Below are 14,179 nucleotides of genomic sequence, written 5' to 3'. Positions count from 1 at the left end.
ACAGTTCCGACGTCTGTTCTGGATCATGCTCGTCCTGGCGGTACCAGTGGTGGCCTTCAACGAGATGTTCGCCGACCTCATCGGCTACCAGCTGCCCGACGCCGACTGGGTCTGGTGGGTCTCCCCCGCCCTAGGCACGGTGGTGTACCTCTGGGGTGGCCGGCCGTTCCTGACCGGCGCGGTGTCTGAGGTCCGCGCTCGTCAGCCCGGCATGATGCTGCTCATCGGCCTGGCGATCACCGTGGCGTTCATCGCCTCCTGGGGCGCAAGCCTGAGCTTGTTGGATCATGAGCTGAACTTCTGGTGGGAACTGGCGCTGCTGGTGGTCATCATGCTGCTGGGCCACTGGATCGAGATGCGCTCCCTGGCGCACACCACCTCTGCACTCGATTCCCTGGCGGCGCTGCTACCCGATGAGGCCGAGAAGGTCGACGGCGACGACGTGGTCACAGTCGCTCCCGCCGATCTGGTGGTCGGTGACGTCGTGATTGTCCGCCCCGGTGCCTCTGTGCCCGCCGACGGCAGGATCATCGACGGCTCGGCCAGCATGGACGAATCCATGGTCACCGGCGAATCCAAGGCGGTCCGGCGTGAGATCGGCGAGCAGGTGGTCGCCGGCACGGTGGCCACCGACTCCGGCTTGCGCGTCGAGGTGTCCGCAATCGGCGACGACACAGCTCTGGCTGGGATTCAGAAGCTGGTGACCGAGGCGCAGGCATCCTCCTCGCGGGCCCAGCGCATCGCTGACACCGCGGCCGGCTGGTTGTTCTGGTTCGCCCTCGGTTCGGCTGCGATCACCGCGGTCATCTGGAGTGTCCTGGGGTTGCCGGATGCGGCGGTGGTTCGCACGATCACCGTGCTGGTGATCGCCTGCCCGCACGCGCTGGGTTTGGCGATCCCGCTGGTGGTCTCGATCGCCACCGAACGCGCCGCCCGCGGCGGGGTGCTGATCAAGGACCGCCTCGCGTTGGAATCGATGCGAACGGTGAACTCCGTGCTGTTCGACAAGACCGGCACCCTGACCAAGGGCGAACCCACCGTCACCGGGATCGAACCGATCGAGGGACACACCCAAGACGAGGTACTTGCCCTCGCTGCCGCGGCCGAGAGCGACAGTGAGCACCCGCTCGCCAGAGCTGTGGTCGGGGCGGCGCGAGCCCGGGAGCTGGCCGTGGCGAAGGCGACCGACTTCTCCTCCTCGCCAGCTGTGGGTGTGAAGGCCACGGTGGATACCATCGTGGTCGAGGTCGGCGGCCCCTATCTCCTCGACCAGCATGGCCGCGACGAACTCCCCGTCGCCGATCAGTGGCGTACCGAGGGCGCGATCATCCTGCACGTCCTCGCCGAGGGTCGGGTGATCGGCGCGCTGCGGTTGGCCGATGAGATCCGGCCGGAGTCCCGTGACGCCGTCGACGCGCTCCATGCTGCCGGTGCGCAGGTCGTCATGATCACCGGCGATGCTCAGGCCGTCGCTGACACCGTCGCCGCCGAACTGGGCATCGACCGGGTTTTCGCCGGGGTCCGGCCCGAGGACAAGGCCGCCAAGGTCGCCCAACTCCAGCACGAGGGCCGCAAGGTCGCCATGGTCGGCGACGGGGTCAATGACGCTCCCGCGCTGGCCCAAGCCGATGTGGGCATCGCCATCGGCGCCGGGACCGACGTGGCGATCGGCTCCGCCGGGGTGATCCTGGCCAGCTCGGATCCCCGCTCTGTGCTCTCGGTCATCGAACTCTCCCGCGCGAGCTACCGCAAGATGAAGCAGAACCTGTGGTGGGCCGCCGGATACAACCTTGCCGCCGTGCCTCTCGCCGCTGGAGTGTTGGCTCCGATCGGATTCGTGCTGCCCATGAGCGTCGGCGCCATCCTCATGTCGCTCTCCACCGTCGTTGTCGCTCTCAACGCCCAGCTGCTGCGGCGCCTCGACCTGAGCCCAGAATCCGTCACAAGAGCGATGGAGCGAGGATAACCACCATGACAACCACCGACACCTCTCGGCGACGAGTCGCATCCGCGTTCCTTGCTGCCGCCGCGTTGACTCTCGCCGGCTGCTCGACCGGACCGTCAGGCAACGCGTCGACAGAACCACCCGTCACCTCGTTGGAGTCCTACGGTCTCGCCGGTCTCGACGCGCCCCAGATCATCAACAAACTCGACACCATGCCCGTGGCCGATAGGCCGGATGATCTGATCGCCTCGGTGCAGCCGAACGAACTGGTCTTGACCAGTGGCGATGTGAGCCTCGCAACGATGCCTATGCCAGATGACCAGTTCTATCTGTCAGTGGCGCCCTACAGCACCAGCACCCACCCCTGCCAGTTCCACAGCCTGACCACCTGCCGCGGTGAGATGGCCACCGAGGAGGTGTACGTCACCATCACCGATACCGCCACCGGAGACACCCTCATCGACGAACCACGCACCACCTATGACAACGGCTTCCTCGGATTCTGGCTACCGCGAGACATCACTGCCACGCTCACCATCGATTACGACGACAAGTCGGCCACTGTTCCGATCGCCACCGGAGACCAGGACCTCACCTGCCTGACCACCATGAGACTCGCCTGACAACCCCCCGCCGGGTCGCGGCCACCGGCTGGCAGGGAAGCCAGGTGCGTCCCGAATGGGCCACAGCACCGCCAGTCAGAGGTAGTGGCAGATCGTCTCGGCTTGGCAGGTCGCAGGGTCCACTGTGCGGTTGGCGGACTGGAGCTGGGCGACTGCCTGACGCAGCTGCAAAAGGTCGGCTATCTGCTGGTCGATCTCGTCCAGTCGAGTCACCAGGAGCGTGTCGACGTGAGCGCAAGGTGCCTGTCCGTCATCGCGAATCCGGAGGATCTCACCGATGCGGGCAAGCGATAGTCCCGCGCTCTGGCCCCGCCGGATGAAATCGAGCCGGGAGATGACGTGCTCGGGGTAGTCACGGTAGCCGTTGAGGGTTCGTTGTGGGGGCGGGAGCAGGCCCACGGATTCGTAGTAGCGAAGGGTTTTCGGAGTGGTGCCCGCCGTGGCAGCCAGTTCGCCGATCCTCATTGAAATTACCGTTCCTTCGAAACCGCCTGGTTTGACCTTCCAGTGCGCTGGAAGGTCCATCCTAATGAGCGAAGAAAGAGAGGGGCCATCTGATGGAACCGGGTTTCGAATTCGATTTGGCGGTGGTGGGCTCCGGCGGGGCAGCCATGGCGGCCGCTATCACCGCGCGGCAGGCCGGCAGGACGGTGCTGGTGATCGAGCGCGGCACCATCGGCGGCACCTGCGTGAACATCGGGTGCGTCCCGTCCAAGGCGCTGCTGGCCGCTGCCGGCACCCGCCAGGCCGCACTGACCAATCCCTTCCCCGGGGTCCCCACCCTCGCCCGGGACGTTGATCTGGGAGCGCTGGTCATGCAGAAGGACCAGCTGGTCACTCGACTGCGAGAGACCAAATACGCCGACGTCGCGAACGCCCATGGCTTCGAAATCCGCCGTGGGGAGGCTTCCTTCCTCGATCCCGACACTCTGGTGATGGATGGGGATCCGGTGGCGGCCGGTTCGGTGGTACTGGCCACCGGAGCAGAACCGGCACTACCGAAGGAGGTAACCGGGCTGGACGAGGTGGGGTATCTGACCTCGACCGCCGCCATGGAATTAACTGAACTTCCCGACTCCATGATCGTCATCGGCGGTGGCTACGTCGGTATCGAACAGGCCCAACTCTTCGCCCATCTGGGCACCCGGGTGACCATCATCGGCAGGATCACCCCTGCTGCCGAGCCGGAAATGGTCGCCATCCTTCGTCAGGCCCTGCGGAGCGTGTCAAATCAAATGAGACGTGAGGTGCTCGGTTGGGCTTGGCTAGTTTCGGGTGATCGGGCGTCGGGGTCGTTGATGGTCGCCTTTTCCGGCAGTCGGGGTGGGCGCGGTCGTCGGGTGAACCGTTCGGGGTGTTTGGCGTAGGCGGCGTCGAGCACGAGCTGGCGCCTGTCGCGGATGGTCTCGGCGGTGCCGTCGTGGACGCTGGCCGGGGTGTGCAGTCCGATCCCGCTGTGCCGGTGCTGGTGGTTGTACCAGTGGATGAATCGGTTCATCCATGCCCGGGCGGCACCGATGCTGGCGAACCGCTCGGGGTAGTTCGGCGTGTACTTCATGGTCTTGAACTGCGACTCGCTGTACGGGTTGTCGTTGCTGGTCCGCGGCCGATTGTGCGACCGGGTTACATCCAGATCGCACAGGAGTGAGGCCAACGGCTTCGAGGTCATCGCCGCGCCCCCGTCGGCGTGGAGATACCCCGGTGCCTGGCCTTGCTCGGCGATGGCGGCGGCGACCAGGTCGGCGGCCAGTTCGCCGTCTTCGACGGTCTCGATGCGCCAGCCCACGACGTAGCGGGAGTAGATGTCGATGACGACGTAGGCGTGGTACCAGATGCCCTTGGCCGGGCCCCGCATTTTCGTGATGTCCCACGACCACACATCATTTGCTGAGGTTGCGACCAGTTCGGGAATCGCCCGTGGTGGATGGGTTGCCTGCCGACGACGCTCGCCGTTCATCGCCTCGGCCGCCAGGATCCGGTGCATCGTGCGCTGCGAGCAGTGATACCGGCCGGCGTCGAGTTCGCGGGCCCACACCTGGGCCACGGACAGATCGGCGTAGGCCTCGCTGGTGAGCACTTCCAGTATCGCGGTGCGCTCGGCGGCGGTGAGCTCGGCAGGATGGCGGGCCTTGGGGTGCGGCCCATACTGGCGCGGTTTCGGATTGGCCTGGCGATGATGGGTCGCCCGCGACCTACCGACCAGGGCGCAGGACCGCACCACACCCAGCAGCGCGGTCAGCAGCTGCGCGGTTTCGGCCTGCCAGGTGCGCCAGGCGGCCCTGGTCACCCCTTGTTTTTCTTGGAGAGCGCTTCCAAGAACGCGACACCTTTTCCCATGACCTCCAACGCGGCGTCACGATCGGCGATGACCTTGTCCTTCCGGGCGGCGTCTGACTCGAGTTTGCTGATCTGCTTTTCCAGCTCAGCGATGCGCGCCTGCTCCGGCGACTGGCCAGCCCGGGGCCTTCTCTTGGACACGGTGCCCAGTGTTCCCGCTTCGATCTGGGCCCGCCACTGCTTGACGCTGGAATCGTAGAGGCCCTCTCGGCGCAGCACGCGGCCCTTCTGCCCGGACGGGGCCTGCTCGTACTCGGCGACGATGCGCCGCTTGTACTCGGCCGTGAACGTCCGCCGGGCCGGCCGCCCGGTCCGCGGGGCCTGAACCGTCTCCTGCGTCGAGGTCGTCGGCGTCGGCTGCGAGGCCTCCAGGGCCGCGTCAGTAGTTGCAGTGATAGTCATGCTGGGTTCTCCTTCTCCTCACGCCCCAGCCTCTCAACCAGCCAGCCCGGGTGTCTCACCTCAGTCTGGCGGATAGGGCTGGCCCAGGACGGGATCACGGTGGTCGAGGAGCACGCCACCTCTGTCGACCGGCAGAACGCACAGGTCAGAGTCCGCACCGCTTCGGGCCGCAACCTCTGCGCAGAGCGTCTACTGGTGGCCACCGGGCGTCTCCCTTCCACAGACCGCCTCAACCTGCCAGCCGCAGGCATCACCGCCGACCCGGACGGATTCATCCTTGTCGACGAGCATCAACGCACGACCAACCGGCGGGTCTTCGCCGCCGGTGACGTCACCTCGGCACCCCAGTTCGTCTACGTCGCTGCTGCCACTGGGAAGGCCGCCGCCGTCAACGCTCTTCGGACCGATCCGCAGGGCCCAGCCGAGGTCGTCGACTACACCGGACTGCCGACGGTGATCTTCTCCCGCCCCCAACTGGCCACCGCCGGGCTCACCGAAGCCGCAGCCCGGGCCGCCGGGCACCGATGCCAATCCCGAGTGATGAGCTTCGAGGACCTGCCGCGCGCCTTGATCGACCAGGACACCCGCGGGGCGATCAAGATGGTCGCCGAAGTAGAAACCGGGAGGATCCTCGGACTCAGCGCCATCGGAGACCGCGCCGGAGAAATCATGCTCGCGGCCACCTACGCCATCACAGCCGGGATGACTACCCGCCAGATCGCCGACACCTGGGCTCCCTATTTGACCACTTCCGAAGCCCTGCGCCTGGTCGCAGGCACCTTCCACACCGAACTACCCACCTCCTGCTGCGCCTGAACACCGCCTCCACGTGGGGGCTTGGTCGGTCGCGTTCGAGGTTTCCTGCCGTCTCGGTTTCGAGTCGAGGAGGATGATGCCATGTCGAAGGACGTCAATCCCGTTACTGAACCACCCCGACAAAGCGAACAAGGTGCCCTGGCGCGAACTGTTCTGGTCGTCTCCGTCATGCTGCTGGCCGCGGCGGACCTCGGAGCTAAGGCTTGGGCGGGCGGAGCACTGGCCGACGGCCACACGGTGGATCTGGGACCAATGCAGCTGCGCCTGGGTTTCAACTCCGGGGTGGCGTTCAGCCTCGGCGCTGGCCTTCCCGCCGGCGTCGTTCTCGGCATCACTGGACTCATCATCGGTGCGCTGGCGCTCTTCACCTGGCGGGCCACCGGCACAGCAACGCGCACAGTACGACTGGCGTTGGCCCTGGTCTTGGGCGGAGCTGTGGCCAACTTCATCGATCGCGCCCCCGACGGGGTGGTGACTGACTACCTGCACACCGGATGGTTCCCTACTTTCAACCTCGCCGATGTCTTCATCACCGGTGGCGCTGTGGTGCTGATCGTGGCCACCCTTACCGGCCGCGACAGGATCGAGGTGTGGGAGACGCCAGAAGTTGCGGCCCGGCAAGTCAGGGGACCTCATGACAACTGAGGTGGCCGCGGCAGCATCGGCCTTGTGGTTCGGTCTCGTGGCCGCGTTCGGGGTGCGCTCCTAGCGCCTCCATCAGAGCACCGCTTTCGCCGACCTGCGCGACCTGCGCGGCCTGCGCGGCCTGCGCGGCGCGCCCGGATCAGTCGAGTGGTTGAGGTGGGAGCTGGTGACGTCAGGTCTTGCGTGCCGACCGCGAGACGAGTCCGAGTTACACCGAGATTCTGCGACAGATGCTCACAGTGGCTGACCCACGCTCAGGGCGGCAGCGCTATCCCCGCTGCATTTCCGCCGATCCCGAGCCCGCTTGGTCGGCAGCCAGTCGATGCAGTCGCGCTCGCCTCTAGTTCGGCCGTACCTGACTGCTCAGGTGCCGACGTGGCCGCACCCGGCCGGTGCGGTGGCCGGCTCTGTCGTTTCTACAACCCACCCACGGCCGGTGGGTTGGACCAAAGCGCGGCATTATAGAGTCCTGGCTAGCCGTTGCAGCCCGAAACGCGCCGTAAATAATCCACGCCGGTGCGACGCTCCGTTTGGACAACAGGGGCGGTCGCGGTTCAGGTGCGTGGAGTTACATGGATGTGAGTGAGCTATGCGTAGGACTCCCTTCGTCGCGGTGATCGCCGCGGTCGCCCTGGGCCTGGCCGGGTGCACCTCGGAGAACACCGAGACCGGGACGGAGACGACCGCAGCCTCGACCGTCGGCGCGGCGCCCCTTGTGGTGGAGGATGCGTGGGTCAAGGCCACTGATGTCAATGGGGGCACTGAACACGGCGAGGCCGCCACTGGTGACCCCGGTTCTGCTGACCCGAATGCGCACGGTGACGGTGGCGCGATGGCACCGGTGTTTGGGATCGTGCGGAATCAATCCGATGAGGATGTCCGCTTGGTCGAGGTGGCCTCCGTGGTCTCCGGTGAGGCCGAGTTGCATGAGACCGTCTCGGGGGCGGCGGGTGGCTCGATGATGCAGGAGCGAGAGGGCGGCTTTGTCATCCCGGCAGGTGGAGAGCTTGTGTTCGAGCCTGGCGGGAACCACATCATGCTGATGGGCGTGCACGAATCGATCCGCACGGGTCAGGATGTCGCCGTGACCCTCACATTGGAGAACGGCGATACGAGCGAGATCGTCGCCTCCGCGCGGTCGTTCGAGGGGGGCAATGAGCAGTACCAGGGCGGAGAGTGACCGGCAATGGGTGACAGTAACGGCCGCTCGGCGTTGAATCGCAGATCCTTCCTGGTCGGCGGTGCGGCTCTCACCGGTGGTGCCGCTGTCGCCGGAGGAGCTGCGGGGTGGGGAGTTGGTGGGCGCACCGCGACCGCGCGGACCCCTGATCGCGACGCGATAGCCAACTCCCGGGCCGTCGGCGCGGCCACCGAGCCTTTCCATGGTGACCGTCAGTCCGGCATCACCACGGCGCCGCAGGCGCATGCGGCGTATATGGCATTCGATCTGCGAGACGGCCTTCGCCGCACCGACCTCATCGGCGTACTGCGAGCTTGGACGCAGGACGCGGCCCGGCTCACGCAGGGGCGCGGCGGTCTGGCCGACCTGCAGCACGAGTTGGCTGAAGGACCGTCCCGGTTAACGGTGACCATCGGCTTCGGCCCGGAGCTGCTCGGCAAGATCGGTCTTGGAGACCGCACCCCGGAGTGGTTGCAGCCGCTACCGGACTTCCCGCAGATCGACCGGCTCGAGGACCGGTGGTCCGGCGGCGATCTGCTGCTGCAGGTCTGTGCCGACGATCCGCTCACCGTCGCCCACTCGGCCCGGATTCTGTCCTCGGGTGTTCGCGATGCGGTTCTTCAGCGGTGGGCGCAGCGAGGGTTCCGTCGTGCCGTGGGCACCGACCCGTCCGGGCAGACACAACGCAACCTCTTCGGGCAGATTGACGGCACCGCCAATCCCTCGCCGGCCGATGCCGACTACGACCAGTTGTTGTACTCCGATGGCGCCGACCGGCGATGGATGCGGGGCGGTACCTCCCTGGTGCTGCGTCGTATCCGGATGACGATGGACACCTGGGAGGAGATCGAACGGAACTCCCGTGAGCTCACGATCGGACGGAAACTCGACTCGGGCGCGCCGTTGACCGGTGCCACTGAACACGATCCCGCTGACTTCGAGGCGATTGACCAGACCGGGTTGACCGTCATCCCCACCGAGTCACACATGGCCCGGGCTCGGCCGCGGGTCCGGGCCGAGACGATTCTGCGACGACCGTACAACTATGACGATGTCCCGGATTCCGGCCAGATCAGCAATTCTGGTCTGTTGTTCGCGTCCTACCAGGCCGACCCGGTACGTCAGTTCGTGCCGATCCAGCAGCGACTGGCAGAGCAGGACATGCTCAACACCTGGACGGTCCCGATCGGCTCCGCCGTTTTCGCGATCCCACCGGGGTGCCACGAGGGCGGCTACGTCGGCGAGAGCGCATTGGAGGGATAGCCGCACGCAACCACCGGGAGCTGCGGTCGCCGTCCCGCTCGATTCGGGTCTGGGCCGCCTTCGTCTCGTGGGTCGATCGCGCTCCGGTTGCCCGCCTCACCGCTATCGCTACGGCTGGCCCGATTATCATCCAGTGACCACGTCAGGGCACGCATGAGTTGGAAAGCGGACAATCTGTTGAGTAAGAATCTGAAGCTCTCGCTAGCGCTGATCACGGCTGCGCTGGTCGTCCTGGTGGTGGCCTTACTGGCTGCCGGGAACGATTCCGGCTCCGAGCAGGCACGTCCTGATGACAGTCCGGGCACCGGAGTGTTGGTGCGTGAGGACAGTCCCCGACTGTCTGAGGGCGGTGACGCCGTCTTCGTTGAGTTCCTCGATTTCGAATGCGAAGCCTGCATCGCGCTCTATCCGACAATTGAGGACCTCCGCGAGCAGTACGGAGACCGGGTGACGTTCGTGGTGCGCCACATGCCCCTGCACGACAACTCTATGGCGGCGGCCCTGGCCGCCGAGGCCGCCGCCGAGCAAGGCCGGTTCGAGGCCATGTACCGCAAGTTGTTTGACACTCCCGAGCAGTGGGGCCACCAACAAACCCCGCAAATGGACACATTTTTCGGCTATGCCGAGGAACTGGGGTTAGATATGGAGCGCTTCGAGAGCGCATACAACGACCCGGCCACCCTCGAGCGCATCGAGCAGAGCAAGCAGGACGGTCAGAGCCTCGGGGTCAGTGGCACGCCGACCTTCTTCCTGGACGGGGAGCGCCTCGAGCCGACCAGCGTCACCGATCTCGAGAACAGCATCAATGCTGCCCTCGAATAGCTCAGCCACCCCGGTCGCACACTCCACCAACGCCGGCCCGGATCAGTACCCCCACCGCAGGCTCGCGGTGGTGCTGATCGTTGGTGGGCTCATCGGCCTGGTCGCGGCGGTAGTGCTGCTGGTGGAGAAGATCGCGCTGATCGAGAACCCGGGCTACGTCCCGTCCTGCAGCATCAACCCTGTCCTGTCCTGCGGGTCGGTGATGACCACCGCGCAGGCCGAGGCCTTTGGCATCCCCAATCCGATCATCGGCATCGCCGGATTCGCCGCCACCACGGCCCTGGGTGCTGCGCTCCTGGCGGGGGGAGCATTTCAGCGCTGGCTGTGGGCCAGCATCCAAGTAGGCGTCACCTTCGCGGTGGTGTTCATCCACTGGCTCATCTACCAAAGCTTGTACAGCATCGGTGCCCTGTGCCCGTACTGCATGATCGTCTGGGCGGTGACCATACCGATCTTCTGGTACTGCACCCTGTGCAATCTTCAGCCACTACGCCGCAGCGGTTCGGCGGGTCTTGCGCGCCTCATCGCCGTAGTTACCGAATACCGGGGCGCGATACTTACCGCCTGGTACCTACTTGTCCTGCTGCTCATCACGCACCGCTTCTGGGACTACTGGACCACCCTCGTCTAGAAACGCTCGCCGAACAGCAGATCGCGTTCCGCGAGTCAGTCCTCGGCTCACTCGGGGGCGGCACACCGCAGTCTGCGCAGGCGCTCCCAGATCAAAGCAGCGCACGCCGGATGGCTCTCGGACCCGGTCCCCCGCCCGCTGTCCAACTCCTCGTACAGCTATCGACTGCTGTCGCAGACGATCAGGCGCGGTTGCCTCCACGCGAGCTGCGTCGATACTCGGATGCGAACCGGTCACCGTAGCGATCACGCATGGCCGCCGCTACGAGCCGGTCTGAGTCCGCGGCCTCGTCCGATGGACCATCGTCTCCAACCGTGGCCGCGGGAGGGCCCGACGGGGCCTGCGACGCTGTGGTTGTCGACGGCGCGTGAATACTGACCCCCGGGTGACGGGTGAAGTTTGACCCCTCCCGACCCTGGGAGGGTGATTGCAGTGGAGCAGTGGGCCGAGATACGTCGCTTGCACAACAGCGAGGGGGTTCCGATCAAGGAGATCTCGAGGAGGTTGGGTATAGCGAGGAACACGGTGAGGTCGGCGTTGGCGTCGTCGGAGCCGCCGAAGTACACGCGGGCTCGGAAGGGATCGCTGGTCGACGCCTTTGAGCCGGAGATCCGCAAGCTCCTGGCGGAGTACCCGACGATGCCGGCCACGGTGCTCGCCGAGCGGATCGGGTGGCCGCACTCGATGACGGTCCTGAAGGACCGTGTGCGGGCGATCCGTCCGGAGTACCGCGGGGTGGACCCGGCGGACCGGATCGAGCACAAGCCCGGCGATACGACGCAGTGCGATTTGTGGTTCCCGAAGACGCCGATCCCGTTGGGTGGTGGCCAGAGTGCCCAGATGCCGGTGTTGGTGATGACGTTGGCGTTCTCGCGGTTCATCTCGGCGACGATGATTCCCTCTCGCACGGCCGGGGACATTTTGGCCGGGATGTGGCTGCTGCTGGGCCAGCTCGGTGCGGTGACCCACCGCCTGTGGTGGGACCGCGAGTCGGCGATCGCGACCTCGGCGGGCAAGCCGACCATCGACGCCGCAGCGTTCGCCGGGACGTTGTCGTCGAAGCTGGTGATCGCACCGCCACGGGACCCGGAGTTCAAGGGCATGGTGGAACGCCATAACGGCTACCTCGGAGGGTCGTTCATGGCGGGCCGGAAGTTCGCCGGCCCCGACGATTTCAACGCCCAGCTCACCGAGTGGCTGACAACGGCCAACACCCGCACCGTGCGGGTGCTCGGTGCCCGCCCCGTGGATGCGCTTGCGGAGGACCGGGGCCGCATGCTGGCACTGCCGCCGATCGCGCCGACCACCGGGATTCGCTCGACGGTGAGGTTGGCGCGGGATTACTACGTCCGTATTGACTCGGTGGACTACTCGGTCGACCCCCGTGTGATCGGGCGGTTGGTCGAGGTCGTCGCCGGCCTGCAGACGGTCACGGTGACCTGCGCGGGGGACGTGGTGGCCGAGCACCGCCGTAGCTGGTCACGCAGGGGCACGGTGACCAGCCCGGAGCATGTGGAGCTGGCCAAGCAGCTGCGCGTGGAGTACTGGGACCGGGCCCGCCAGCAGCCGGCTGCGAGCTCGTTCATCGATCCGGTGGTGCGGTCGCTGAGCGATTACGACGACCTCTACGACGTCGACTTCCCCGGTGGCGTGGCCGCGGGTTCGGAGGTGTCGGCATGAGCAACGACGCCGCCTCCCAGGTGGCCTACGCTGCCCGGGTCCTCAAGACACCTGCCATTACCAGCGTGTTCGCAGATCTCGCCGACACCGCCCGCGAGCAGGGCTGGACCTACGAGGAGTACCTGGCCGCGGTACTGGGCCGCCAGGTCGCCGACCGGGAAGCCTCCGGCATCCAGGTCCGCACTCGGGCTGCGCGTTTTCCACAGGTTAAGACGTTGGAGGATTTCAACGTTGATCATCAGCCGACCCTGCGGCGGGACGTTCTTGCGCACCTGGCCACCAGCACCTACATCGGCAAAGCCGGCAACGTCGTCTTGCTCGGCCCGCCGGGAGTCGGCAAGACCCACCTGGCCATCGCCCTCGGGCACAAGGCGATCGCCGCCGGCTACGCCGTGCAGTTCGACACCGCCGTCGGATGGCTCACGCGACTGCAGGCCGCGCACGCAGGAAACCGTCTCGAGGCCGAGCTCCGCAAGCTGCGCCGCTACAAGCTGCTCATCATCGACGAGGTCGGCTACATCCCGTTCGACTCCGACGCCGCGAACCTGTTCTTCCAGCTCGTGGCCCACCGCTACGAACAGGGCTCGATCCTGGTGACCTCCAACATGCCATTCGGACGGTGGGGAGAGATCTTCGCCGACGACATCGTCGCCGCCGCAATGATCGACCGCCTCGTCCACCACGCCGAAGTCCTCACCCTCGGCGGGCAGTCCTACCGGACCAAGACACGCCGAGACCTCATGACCGCACAGACCAACAACCAGAGGGGTCAAGATTCACCCGTCACGTAGGGGTCAATTTTCGCCCGCCGTTGACAGTGGTGTCCTGCCCGGGACCTGCTGCCCGGTTCCCGCCCTTGCGTGGCCGCGCCGCGGCGGCATCGTTGTCCTCGTCGTCCAGACGACGGCGCTGACGTATCTCGCTCCACACGAAGTAGCCCAGGCCGATGGGAGCGAGGACCCCGAAGGCCATCCACTGCAGGCCGTACGACAAGTACGGACCCGACTCGGTGGACGGCACTGGCATCGGTTCCAAAGACCCGGGCTGCCCACCGGCGAGCTGGAGATAATAGGGCGACAAGTCGGTGCCGAGGAGGTCCCCGATGACGGGGGGGTCGATGTTGCGCACCATGTTCCAATCGTGCAGAACGATGGGTTGGGCGGGAGCATCCATCGGGATCCTGAGGCGGGCGATGATGGTCAGCTGGCCCGTCGGCGCGGACGGGAAGTCCGGGACCGCGTTGTCGTCGCCGACGCGGACCCATCCGCGGTTGACGAGCAGGGAGTCACCACTGTCGGTGCGGAATGCACGAAGTGCCTGGTACACGAGTTCACCGTCGACGGACTGCATCCGCAACAGGACATCCTCCATGGGCAGGTAACTTCCGCGCGCAGTAACCAGATGCCACTCGGAATCACCGAGAGATCCCTCCCGCCGGATCACTTCGTCCAACGGAACCGGCCCTGCCACGCTGCTCTCAACGAGCTGGGCATTGCGTGCCTTGAGATCCTCGTACTTGTTCAACTGCCAGGGGGCAAGCATCGTGAAGCACAGGTAGGCGAAGAGGCTGATGAACAGAAGGGTGATCAACCATCCCGGCTTGAGCATGCGAGAGAACCGTTTCACCTGCCAAACAGTAATCGTGCCGGCTGTCCGATCACCCTGCGCATCACCACGGCGACGGGAGCCGGCTGCACGGGCCTGTCGGAAAACTGGGCTGACCGGGGGGCGCGCACCTCATTTACGACCTGTCCGGTGCCCTGGTGGTCCGTGATCAGCGTCGTCAGGTTTTCGACCTCCCGCCGATCGAACATGCTCGCCATCGAGCACCGCGC

15 protein-coding genes and 1 pseudogene are annotated in these 14,179 nt (G+C 66.1%); 11 read left to right on the top strand and 5 right to left on the bottom strand.

Features of this window, described 5'->3' with window-relative positions:
• The first annotated feature begins 25 nt into the window (after positions 1-25).
• Together Q2K20_RS05325 and Q2K20_RS05320 are read left to right on the top strand one after the other, a co-directional pair.
• The gene (locus tag Q2K20_RS05325; RefSeq protein WP_132061807.1) at positions 26-1,966 is read left to right on the top strand and encodes a heavy metal translocating P-type ATPase; all 1,941 of its coding nucleotides are present in this window, start codon (positions 26-28) and stop codon (positions 1,964-1,966) included.
• A 5-nt stretch (positions 1,967-1,971) separates the two neighbouring features.
• Complete coding sequence (locus Q2K20_RS05320) at positions 1,972-2,568, top strand: CueP family metal-binding protein (protein WP_179524731.1); 597 nt, start codon at positions 1,972-1,974, stop codon at positions 2,566-2,568.
• Between the two features lie 75 nt (positions 2,569-2,643).
• Here the strand turns inward: Q2K20_RS05320 and Q2K20_RS05315 are convergent, their stop codons facing one another.
• Entirely contained in the window at positions 2,644-3,033 is a 390-nt protein-coding gene (locus Q2K20_RS05315) for a heavy metal-responsive transcriptional regulator (RefSeq protein ID WP_107747668.1), read from the bottom strand.
• Positions 3,034-3,125: 92 nt separating this feature from the next.
• Here Q2K20_RS05315 and Q2K20_RS05310 point away from each other — a divergent pair.
• Positions 3,126-3,728, top strand: a pseudogene (locus Q2K20_RS05310) (FAD-dependent oxidoreductase); the annotation flags it as partial.
• Positions 3,729-3,799: 71 nt separating this feature from the next.
• On the opposite strand, the gene Q2K20_RS05305 reads toward Q2K20_RS05310, so the two are convergent.
• Positions 3,800-4,855 carry an IS3 family transposase gene (locus tag Q2K20_RS05305; RefSeq protein WP_083249486.1) on the bottom strand — a complete coding sequence of 352 codons (1,056 nt, stop codon included), beginning with the start codon at positions 4,853-4,855 and terminating at the stop codon, positions 3,800-3,802.
• On the bottom strand, positions 4,852-5,307 hold the full coding sequence (locus tag Q2K20_RS05300) for a transposase (RefSeq protein ID WP_095719468.1): 456 nt from the start codon (positions 5,305-5,307) through the stop codon (positions 4,852-4,854). The genes Q2K20_RS05305 and Q2K20_RS05300 overlap by 4 nt, the downstream gene beginning before the upstream one ends.
• Between Q2K20_RS05300 and Q2K20_RS05295 the strand changes: the two genes are divergently transcribed.
• The 8 genes from Q2K20_RS05295 to istB all read left to right on the top strand — a co-directional run bounded on the left by Q2K20_RS05295 (position 5,227) and on the right by istB (position 13,135).
• Entirely contained in the window at positions 5,227-6,123 is an 897-nt protein-coding gene (locus tag Q2K20_RS05295) for an FAD-dependent oxidoreductase (RefSeq protein ID WP_317176938.1), read from the top strand. The two genes, Q2K20_RS05300 and Q2K20_RS05295, sit on opposite strands and share 81 nt — an antisense overlap.
• Before the next feature lie 81 nt (positions 6,124-6,204).
• The gene (lspA, locus tag Q2K20_RS05290) at positions 6,205-6,768 is read left to right on the top strand and encodes a signal peptidase II (RefSeq protein ID WP_227022071.1); all 564 of its coding nucleotides are present in this window, start codon (positions 6,205-6,207) and stop codon (positions 6,766-6,768) included.
• A 613-nt stretch (positions 6,769-7,381) separates the two neighbouring features.
• On the top strand, positions 7,382-7,948 hold the full coding sequence (locus tag Q2K20_RS05285) for a copper chaperone PCu(A)C (protein WP_227022070.1): 567 nt from the start codon (positions 7,382-7,384) through the stop codon (positions 7,946-7,948).
• 6 nt (positions 7,949-7,954) lie between these two features.
• Entirely contained in the window at positions 7,955-9,211 is a 1,257-nt protein-coding gene (locus Q2K20_RS05280; RefSeq protein ID WP_132061803.1) for a Dyp-type peroxidase, read from the top strand.
• 153 nt (positions 9,212-9,364) lie between these two features.
• On the top strand, positions 9,365-10,033 hold the full coding sequence (locus Q2K20_RS05275; protein ID WP_132061801.1) for a DsbA family protein: 669 nt from the start codon (positions 9,365-9,367) through the stop codon (positions 10,031-10,033).
• On the top strand, positions 10,017-10,664 hold the full coding sequence (locus Q2K20_RS05270; protein ID WP_132061799.1) for a vitamin K epoxide reductase family protein: 648 nt from the start codon (positions 10,017-10,019) through the stop codon (positions 10,662-10,664). The genes Q2K20_RS05275 and Q2K20_RS05270 overlap by 17 nt, the downstream gene beginning before the upstream one ends.
• Positions 10,665-11,087: 423 nt before the next feature.
• Positions 11,088-12,344, top strand: coding sequence for an IS21 family transposase (istA, locus tag Q2K20_RS05265; protein WP_132061797.1), 1,257 nt, complete (start codon positions 11,088-11,090; stop codon positions 12,342-12,344).
• Positions 12,341-13,135, top strand: coding sequence for an IS21-like element helper ATPase IstB (gene istB / locus Q2K20_RS05260; RefSeq protein WP_132061795.1), 795 nt, complete (start codon positions 12,341-12,343; stop codon positions 13,133-13,135). The genes istA and istB overlap by 4 nt, the downstream gene beginning before the upstream one ends.
• On the opposite strand, the gene Q2K20_RS05255 is transcribed toward istB, so the two are convergent.
• Positions 13,128-13,970, bottom strand: a complete 843-nt coding sequence (locus Q2K20_RS05255; RefSeq protein WP_132061793.1) for an SURF1 family protein — start codon at positions 13,968-13,970, stop codon at positions 13,128-13,130. The genes istB and Q2K20_RS05255 overlap by 8 nt on opposite strands.
• Complete coding sequence (locus Q2K20_RS05250; protein ID WP_017838586.1) at positions 13,967-14,167, bottom strand: hypothetical protein; 201 nt, start codon at positions 14,165-14,167, stop codon at positions 13,967-13,969. The genes Q2K20_RS05255 and Q2K20_RS05250 overlap by 4 nt, the downstream gene beginning before the upstream one ends.
• Between the last annotated feature and the right edge of the window lie 12 nt (positions 14,168-14,179).

The sequence above is a fragment of the Dietzia sp. IN118 genome, from assembly GCF_032905965.1.
GTDB lineage: Bacteria > Actinomycetota > Actinomycetes > Mycobacteriales > Mycobacteriaceae > Dietzia > Dietzia kunjamensis.
The sequence above is the reverse complement of the archived record's forward strand: the minus strand, read 5'-3'. Positions and strand labels throughout refer to the sequence as shown.